Origin of the sequence: Castellaniella sp., assembly GCF_034007085.1 — a bacterium.
GTDB lineage: Bacteria > Pseudomonadota > Gammaproteobacteria > Burkholderiales > Burkholderiaceae_B > Castellaniella.
In genome coordinates this window covers 23,336-30,623 of record NZ_JAVERO010000014.1, presented here as the reverse complement: position 1 = coordinate 30,623, position 7,288 = coordinate 23,336, and the positions used below count along the sequence as shown (strand labels likewise).

Below are 7,288 nucleotides of genomic sequence, written 5' to 3'. Positions count from 1 at the left end.
CTGGAAATCGTCATGCGGGTGTATTTTGAAAAACCCCGCACCACGGTGGGCTGGAAAGGCTTGATCAACGATCCGGGCCTGGATGGCAGTTTCGACATCAATCAGGGGCTGCGCACTGCGCGCGAACTGCTGATCGACATCAATGCCCTGGGGTTGCCGGCCGGCACCGAATTTCTGGACATGATCACCCCGCAATACATTGCCGATCTGGTGTCCTGGGGGGCCATCGGGGCGCGCACCACCGAAAGCCAGGTGCATCGCGAACTGGCCTCGGGGTTGTCCTGCCCGGTGGGCTTCAAGAACGGCACCGATGGCAACACGCGCATCGCCATCGATGCGATCAAGGCCTCGTCGCAGCCGCACTACTTCCTGTCGGTCACCAAGGGGGGGCATTCCGCCATCGTGTCCACGCGTGGCAACGAGGATTGCCACGTGATTCTGCGCGGCGGCAAGACGCCCAACTACCAGGCCGAGCATGTCCAGGCGGCGGCCGAGGCCCTGGAAAAGGCCCACATGCGCGCACGCGTCATGGTGGATGCAAGCCACGCCAACAGCAGCAAGGACTACACGCGCCAGCCCCAGGTCATCGAGGACGTCTGCGCGCAGATCGAGGCGGGTGACGCACGCCTGTTCGGGGTCATGGTGGAAAGCCACCTGGTCGGCGGACGCCAGGATCTGGTGCCGGGCAAGCCCCTGGTGTATGGTCAGAGCATTACGGACGGTTGTGTCGATTGGGATACGACGGTGGCCATGCTCGATCGCCTGGCCGCTGCCGTGCGCACGCGGCGCCAGTCGGCCCAGGCCACGGCCCAACCAGTAGGCAGCGCCGCCTGACGCATTTGCCTGCCCTGGGGCAGGATCACAGGCTTTCGACAACAGGATCGGACATGGATACCTTGCATATCGCCCAGCAGGCCAGGGTCTTGCCGGCTGGATTCCTGGCGGCGTTGCGCGAACGTTTCGGCGATCGCTGTTCCACGGCACAGGCGGTGCGAGAGCACCATGGCCGCGATGAGTCCCCGTATCCGGCCATGCCGCCCGATGTGGTGGTGTTTGCCCAGGATGTCGCTGAGGTCGCCTGGGTGGCGCGCCATTGCCACGATCATCACATCGCCCTGATTCCCTATGGCGCGGGTTCGTCCCTGGAAGGGCACCTGCTGGCGGTTCAGGGCGGGGTCTGTCTCGACCTGTCCGGCATGAACCGGATCGTGGCCGTGCATGCCGAGGACTTCACGGCCACGGTCCAGGCGGGTGTGACCCGCAAGCAGCTCAATGAATCCTTGCGGGAAACCGGCCTGTTCTTTCCGATCGACCCGGGGGCGGATGCCAGTCTGGGCGGCATGGCGGCGACGCGCGCCTCTGGCACCAATGCCGTGCGCTACGGCACCATGCGCGAAAACGTCATGTCGCTGAAGGTCGTCACGGCCGACGGGCGGGTGATCGAGACTGCCAGCCGGGCGCGCAAGTCTTCGGCAGGCTACGACCTGACCCGCCTGTTCGTGGGCAGCGAGGGCACCCTGGGCATCATCGTCGAAGTGACCGTGCGCCTGTATCCCCAGCCCGAGGCCGTGTCTGCCGCGATCTGCAATTTTCCGGATCTGGACACTGCCGTGCGCAGCGTGATCGAGGTCATCCAGACCGGGGTGCCGGTGGCCCGGATCGAGTTCATGGACACCCATGCCGTGCGGGCCACCAACCGCTACAGCCATTTGGGCCTGCGCGAATCACCGCTGTTGCTGTTCGAATTCCACGGCAGTCCTGCTTCGGTGCGCGAGCAGGCTGAAACGGTGCAGGCCATTGCCCGAGAGCACGGCGGCCAGGATTTCCAATGGGCCGACCGCCCCGAGGACCGCAGCCGCCTGTGGACCGCGCGGCATAACGCCTATTTCGCCGGCCTGCAGCTGCGCCCGGGGTGCCGCTCCAGCACGACCGATGTGTGCGTGCCGATTTCCCGCCTGGCCGAATGTGTCGGGGAAACCGCGCGTGAACTGGACCAGGCCCGCTTTCCCTACACGATCGTGGGCCATGTGGGTGACGGCAATTTCCATGTCCTGATGCTGTTGGATCCGGACAATCCGGACGAATGGGCCGAGTCCGAGCGGCTGAACCAGCGTCTGGTCGCGCGCGCCATTGCCATGCAGGGCACCTGTACCGGCGAGCACGGGGTCGGTCTGCACAAACAGGCGTTCATGCAGGCCGAGCACGGCCAGGATGCCCTGGACGTGATGGCGGCGCTGAAAGCGGCACTGGACCCGCACAATGTGCTCAATCCCGGCAAGATCCTGCCTCCGGCCTCTGCGTGAAGGATTGCCATGGACATTGCCAGTACTGCGGATGAACGGCACGCCAGTGTGCCGGATTTTCCGGGGTTTCTCGCCCGCATCGCACAGGATATTCCGGCGCATTGCATTCTCACCCGGCCTGACCAGACCCGCGCCTATGAATGCGATGGACTGGCTCTGTACCGCGAATTGCCTCCTGTCGTGGTGTTGCCCGAAAACGAGGCCCAGGTCGTTGCGCTGCTCAAGGCCTGTCGCGAACACAATGTGCCGGTGGTGCCGCGTGGTGCGGGCACCGGGCTGTCAGGGGGCGCGACGCCGCATCCCCAAGGGGTGGTCGTGGGCCTGGCCAAGCTCAATCGCATTCTGCGTCTCGATCCCGTGGCCTGCGTGGCCGTGGTCGGTCCAGGCGTGCGCAATCTGGCGATCTCCGAGGCCGCCGCACCCCACGGCCTGTATTACGCGCCGGATCCATCCAGCCAGATCGCCTGCTCCATCGGTGGCAATGTGGCAGAAAATTCCGGCGGGGTGCATTGCCTGAAATATGGTTTGACGGTGCACAACGTCCTGCGTGTGCGTGTCGTCACGATTGATGGCGAAATCATTGAACTGGGCGGCGAGGCGCCGGATGCCCCGGGGCTGAATCTGCTGCATGCCTTCATCGGCTCGGAAGGCATGCTCGGCCTGGTCACCGAAGTCACGGTACGGCTGATCCCGCAGCCGCAGCTCGCGCGCGTGGTCATGGCCAGTTTTCCCAGTGTGGAACTGGCGGGCGAGGGTGTCACGCGCATCATCGCGGACGGCATCATTCCGGCCGGCCTGGAACTGATGGACAAGCGCGCGGTGCACATGGTCGAACCGTTCGTGCAGGCTGGTTACGATCTGGATGCCGAGGCCATTCTGCTGTGCGAGTCCGACGGCACGCCCGACGAGGTGGCCGAGGAAATCGCCCGTGTCGAGGCCTTGCTGAGCGCAGCGGGCGCCACCCGGCTGCAAACGTCCGTCTCCGAGGCCGAACGGCTGAAATTCTGGGCCGGTCGCAAGAACGCGTTTCCCGCCGCTGGGCGGATTTCCCCCGACTACTACTGCATGGACGGCACTATCCCGCGCCGCCATCTGGGCAAGGTGCTGGCGGCCATCGCGGCGATGGAAACCCGGTTCGGCCTGCGCTGCTCGAACGTCTTTCACGCCGGGGATGGCAATCTGCATCCCTTGATCCTGTTCGATGCCAACCAGCCCGACGAGGTCGAGCGTGCCGAGGCCTTCGGGGCCGCCATCCTGGAACTGTGCGTCCAGGTGGGGGGCACCATTACGGGCGAACATGGCGTGGGCCTGGAAAAGATCAACCAGATGTGCTCGCAGTTCACCCGCGAAGAACTGGACACTTTTTCGGCGTTCAAGCGCGCCTTCGACCCTTATGGCCTGCTCAATCCGCTCAAGCTGATCCCGACGCTGGTGCGCTGTGCGGAATACGGCAAGATGCACGTCCACCAGGGTGACATTCGTTTCCCTGATATTCCCAGGTTCTAGGACTTTTGCATGGAATTCGCACTGACCGAACTTTGCGAACAGGTCGTGACTGCGCGTGCAGCCCAGCGACCGTTGCTGATCCGAGGAGGCGGGACCCGGCTGTTTTACGGCGGTCCGCTGCCACCGGCAGAGACGATCTCCTGGCTGGACCTGTCGGCCTACCAGGGGGTGGTGAACTACGAGCCGTCCGAACTGGTGCTGACCGCCCGGGCAGGCACACGCCTGGCAGAAATCGAGGCGCTGCTGGCTTCGCAGGGCCAGATGCTGGCTTTCGAGCCGCCGCGATTCGGCGCTGCGGGCACCTTGGGCGGCTGTGTGGCCTCGGGCCTGTCGGGTCCGCGCCGCATGGCCGCCGGCCCACTGGCCGATTTCGTCCTGGGCACGCGGCTGTTGAACGCCGACGGCAGCGTGCTGCGTTTCGGGGGCGAAGTCATGAAAAACGTCGCCGGCTACGATGTTTCGCGCCTGCTTGCGGGGTCCTTGGGGATCCTGGGGGCCTTGGTCGAAGTCTCGCTCAAGGTCGTGCCCCGGCCACGCCGCGAGGCCACTTGCGTGCTGGCGCTGGACGAAGCCTCGGCGCTGGATCTATGCCTGCGTTGGCGGTCGCAGCCGTTACCGGTGTCGGCGACGGCCTGGGTGGCCAGCGATTCAGGCGATGGGGGGCTGCTGTCGGTGCGCCTGTCGGGTAACGAATCGGCTGTACGCCAGGGGCTGGATGCCATTGGTGGAGAAGTGGTGCCGGACGAGGCGGCCGAGGCGTTCTGGGCGGGCTTGCGTGACCAGACCCACCCGTTTTTCCGTCAACGTCCCTTGTGGCGGATTGTGTTGCCTGCCGGCGCACCGGCGCTCGGGCTTGCTTCAGAATTGCACGAATGGGGGGGCTGCTTGCGCTGGTTCGCCGGCCCTTGCGATGCGGCCGCATTGCGCGACCGGGTCGCGGCGCTGGGCGGCTCGGCCTGCCTGTATCGGCGCGAGGGCGCGCCGACCGACTTACCGACCTTTCATCCACTGGCCGATGGTGTGCTGCAGATCCACCGGAGACTGAAGCGGGAATTCGATCCGGCCGGCATCTTCAACGCCCACCGGCTGTACCCGGAACTCTGAGGACCCATCATGCAGACACAACTCGCTGATTGGGCGCGCGATACAGACCTGGGGCGGGATGCCGAAGAAATTCTGCGACGCTGCGTGCATTGCGGCTTTTGCCTGGCGACCTGCCCGACCTACCAGATTCTGGGCGACGAACTCGACAGCCCGCGCGGGCGCATCTACCAGATCAAGCAGGTCCTGGAAGGGGCCGCGCCCAGTTTCGTCACGCAGCAGCATCTGGACCGTTGTCTGACCTGTCGCAATTGCGAAACCACCTGTCCATCGGGGGTCCAGTACGGTGCTTTGGTGGATATCGGTCGACAGGTCGTCGGCGAGCGTGTGCAGCGGCCGTTGCGCGAACGAGTGATGCGCGAGGCGCTGCGTCGCCTGTTGGGGTCGCGCTGGTTCGGGCTGTTGTACCGGGTCGGCGGCTGGGTACGGCCCGCGCTGCCCGCCGCGCTGCGGGCGAAGGTCGCGCCACCCCGCCCGGCGGGGCAGTTGCCCACTGATCCGGGCCGCCATGCGCGCCAGGTCCTGATGCTGGCGAATTGCGTCCAGCCGGCCATGATGCCATCCATTGACGCTGCCACGATGCGCGTGCTGGATGCCATGGGGGTGGGTACGCGCATTGCTGCTGGGTCAGGCTGCTGTGGCGCCATCAATTTTCACCTGGACGCCCAGGAGGCCGGGCGCGCCCAGATGCGTGCCAACGTGGATGCCTGGCTGCCGTTGCTGGAATCCGGCGAGGTCGAGGCCCTGGTTGTCAATGCGTCGGGTTGCGGGGGCATGATCAAGGATTATGCCCATCATCTGAAGCACGATCCCGCCTATGCGCAGCGTGCTGCGCGCCTGATGCCCTACGTGCAGGACATTGCCGAGTTTCTCGCGCCCATGGCTGCCGAGCTCCGTGCCAGGATGCGCCGTGCGCCGGGCCGCAGCGCCTTTCATCCACCCTGTACATTGCAGCATTGGCAGGGCTTGCGCGCTGTCACCGAGCGGCTGTTGAGCGACCTGGGCTTTGATCTCCAGTCCTTTGGCGAATCGCATCTGTGCTGCGGTTCGGCGGGTACCTACTCGATCACCCAGCCGGTCTTGTCGACATCCCTGCGCGATCGCAAATTGCGCGCGATCGAATCGACCTTGCCCGGAACCATCGTGTCTGCCAACATCGGCTGCATCTGTCATCTCCAGGGCGGCACGGACACGCCTGTGCGCCACTGGATCGAAATCGTCGACGAGGCCTTCCATGACTGAACGGCCAGCGCGTGGCGCCCGTGTCGTCATCGGCATGTCGGGCGGGGTGGATTCCTCGGTGTCGGCCTGGTTGCTCAAGCAGCAGGGCTACGAGGTGGTCGGCCTGTTCATGAAGAACTGGGAAGACGATGACGACAGTGAATACTGCTCGTCGCGCCAGGACTGGCTGGATGCGGCCAGCGTGGCCGATGTGGTGGGTGTGGACATCGAGGCCGTCAATTTCGCTGCCGAATACAAGGACCGGGTCTTTGCGGAATTCCTGCGGGAATATTCCGCTGGACGCACGCCCAATCCCGACGTGCTGTGCAACGCGGAAATCAAATTCAAGGCGTTCCTGGACCATGCCATGGGTCTGGGGGCTGATTTCATTGCCACCGGGCACTATGCCCGGGTGCGCCGCATCGACACGCCCCACGGGGCGCGGAGCCAGTTGCTGAAAGCACTGGATGGCACCAAGGACCAGAGCTATTTTCTGCATCGCCTGAACCAGGACCAGTTGGCGCGAACCTTGTTTCCTCTGGGTGAACTGCCCAAGACCGAGGTTCGCCGCATCGCGCGCGAGATCGGCCTGCCGAACGCTGCCAAGAAAGATTCCACCGGGATCTGCTTCATCGGTGAACGGCCGTTCCGTGAATTCCTGAACCGCTACCTGCCCACCCGGCCGGGACCGATGCTGACGCCCGAGGGGCGCGAGATCGGCCGTCATCAAGGCCTGGCCTTTCATACCTTGGGCCAGCGCAAGGGCCTGGGCATCGGCGGGGTGCGCGGCGCCCAGCGCGAGGATGGCACGGCGGATGCCTGGTACGCGGCGCGCAAGGATCTGGCGAACAATGTCCTGTACGTTGTCCAGGGCCACGACCATCCCTGGCTGCTCAGCGAACGTCTGCGTGCCCAGGACGCCAGTTGGATCGCGGGCGAGCCACCAGCGCCGGGCGCCTATACCGCCAAGACGCGGTACCGGCAGATCGATGCGGCCTGCATCCTGGAATCAGGTGCGGGCGCGGATTTTTCGCTGGGTTTTGCCGAGCCTCAATGGGCGGTGACGCCAGGCCAGTCGGCGGTGCTGTACGACGGTGATGTGTGCCTGGGGGGCGGGATCATCGTCTGATCAATGTCTGTGCCGGGCGGCCGGACAG

Annotated in this window: 6 protein-coding genes; all 6 read left to right on the top strand. The window is 65.1% G+C overall.

Going from position 1 to position 7,288, the window contains the following annotated elements:
• On the top strand, window positions 1-834 hold an 834-nt coding region (locus tag RBR29_RS02815), incomplete at its 5' end, for a 3-deoxy-7-phosphoheptulonate synthase (RefSeq protein ID WP_320347028.1).
• A gap of 53 nt (window positions 835-887) precedes the next feature.
• The gene (locus tag RBR29_RS02810) at window positions 888-2,303 is read left to right on the top strand and encodes an FAD-linked oxidase C-terminal domain-containing protein (RefSeq protein ID WP_320347026.1); all 1,416 of its coding nucleotides are present in this window, start codon (window positions 888-890) and stop codon (window positions 2,301-2,303) included.
• 9 nt (window positions 2,304-2,312) lie between these two features.
• Window positions 2,313-3,809 carry an FAD-linked oxidase C-terminal domain-containing protein gene (locus RBR29_RS02805; protein WP_320347024.1) on the top strand — a complete coding sequence of 499 codons (1,497 nt, stop codon included), beginning with the start codon at window positions 2,313-2,315 and terminating at the stop codon, window positions 3,807-3,809.
• A 9-nt stretch (window positions 3,810-3,818) separates the two neighbouring features.
• Window positions 3,819-4,913: a glycolate oxidase subunit GlcE gene (gene glcE, locus RBR29_RS02800; protein WP_320347022.1), complete on the top strand. Its 1,095-nt coding sequence runs from the start codon at window positions 3,819-3,821 to the stop codon at window positions 4,911-4,913.
• Between the two features lie 9 nt (window positions 4,914-4,922).
• A complete protein-coding gene (gene glcF / locus RBR29_RS02795; RefSeq protein WP_320347020.1) occupies window positions 4,923-6,152 on the top strand; it encodes a glycolate oxidase subunit GlcF in 1,230 nt (409 codons plus the stop codon).
• On the top strand, window positions 6,145-7,260 hold the full coding sequence (gene mnmA / locus RBR29_RS02790; protein ID WP_320347018.1) for a tRNA 2-thiouridine(34) synthase MnmA: 1,116 nt from the start codon (window positions 6,145-6,147) through the stop codon (window positions 7,258-7,260). Before glcF ends, mnmA begins: the two co-directional genes overlap by 8 nt.
• The last annotated feature ends 28 nt before the right edge of the window (window positions 7,261-7,288 follow it).